Below are 1,678 nucleotides of genomic sequence, written 5' to 3' on the forward strand. Positions count from 1 at the left end.
AACTACGCCGCCGCCAACGCCTACCTCGACGCCCTCGCCAACCACCGCCGCACCACCGGACTCCCCGCCCACTCCCTCGCCTGGGGCCTCTGGGCCGAGACCAGCGCGCTCACCACCGGCGTCGACCAGGCGTCCCTTGCGCGGATGGCCCAGCGCGGGCTGCTGCCTCAGGCCACCGGGGAGGCGTTGGAACTCTTCGACATCGCCCTCGGCTCCGAGCTGGCCCTCGCGATTCCCGCCAGGCTCGAACTCGCCAGGCTGCGCGAGCGTGCCGCCTCCGTCACCATCCCGCCGCTCCTTCGCGGGCTCGTCGGCGGGGTGCCGCGCCGCAGCTCGCAGGCCCGACCGGCCCACGACCAGGGGTTGCGCAAGCGCCTGGCCGGACTGACCGAGGACGAGCAGGCCCGTGCCCTGCTCGACCTCGTCCGCGGTCAACTCGCGGTCGCGCTGCACCACTCGAATCCCGAGGCTATCCCCGCCCAGCGCGGCTTCCTCGAGCTCGGGTTGGACTCACTGACCGCCGTGGAACTCCGCAACGCCTTGGCCAACGCGACCGGGCTACGGCTCCCCGCCACGCTCATCTTCAACTACCCCACGCCCGCCGCGCTCGCCGAGCACCTGCGCTCCGAAGTGCTCGGCACCGAGCTCGTGGCCGCCTCCGCTGCGGCAGTCCTGCCGGCCACCGCAGGCGATGACGACCCGATCGCGATCGTCGGTATGGGTTGCCGGTTCCCCGGCGGCGTGACCACCCCCGACGCGCTGTGGCAGCTGGTCACCGACGGCGTCGACGCCATCGGCGACTTCCCCGAAGGCCGGGGCTGGAACATCGAGGAGTTGTACAACCCCAACCCCGACGCAACCGGCAAGACCTACACCCGTCACGGTGGCTTCCTCTACGACGCGGACCGCTTCGACGCCGAGTTCTTCGGCATCAGCCCGCGCGAGGCGCTTGCCGTCGACCCGCAGCAGCGCCTGCTCCTGGAGACCACCTGGGAGGCGATCGAGCGGGCCGGCATCGACCCGGAGAGCCTGCGTGGCAGCCGGACCGGCGTCTTCACCGGCGTCATGTACTACGACTACGGGACCCGGTTGGCCAATCAGACACCGGACGGCTTCGAGGGCTACCTCGGTACCGGAAGCGCGGGCAGCGTGGTCTCGGGCCGGGTCTCCTACACCTTCGGGTTCGAGGGCCCGGCGATCACGGTGGACACCGCCTGCTCCTCCTCACTGGTCACCCTCCACCTGGCCATCCAGGCGCTGCGCAGCGGCGAGTGCACGATGGCAGTGGCCGGCGGCGCCACCGTCATGGCCACCCCCACCACCTTCGTCGAGTTCAGCCGCCAGCGCGGCCTGGCACCCGACGGCCGCTGCAAGTCCTTCGCGGGAGCTGCCGACGGGGTCGCCTGGGCCGAGGGCGCGGGCATGGTACTGCTGGAGCGGCTCTCCGACGCCAAGGCCAACGGACACCAGGTGCTCGCCGTGATCCGGGGCTCGGCCGTCAACCAGGACGGTAAGAGCAGCCAGCTGACGGCCCCCAACGGACCCGCCCAGGAACGCGTGATCCGGGCCGCGCTGGCTAATGCCCGCCTGACGGCCGACCAGGTGGACGCGGTCGAAGCGCACGGCACCGGCACCACCCTCGGCGACCCGATCGAGGCCCAGGCCCTGCTCGCCACCT

1 protein-coding gene is annotated in these 1,678 nt (G+C 72.0%); it reads left to right on the forward strand.

Translation table 11 applies throughout. The features are described from left to right. On the forward strand, positions 1 to 1,678 hold a 1,678-nt coding region (locus tag ABD330_RS32215; protein ID WP_344469864.1), incomplete at both ends, for a beta-ketoacyl synthase N-terminal-like domain-containing protein.

Origin of the sequence: Kitasatospora kazusensis (assembly GCF_039529945.1) — a bacterium.
GTDB classification, from domain to species: domain Bacteria; phylum Actinomycetota; class Actinomycetes; order Streptomycetales; family Streptomycetaceae; genus Kitasatospora; species Kitasatospora kazusensis.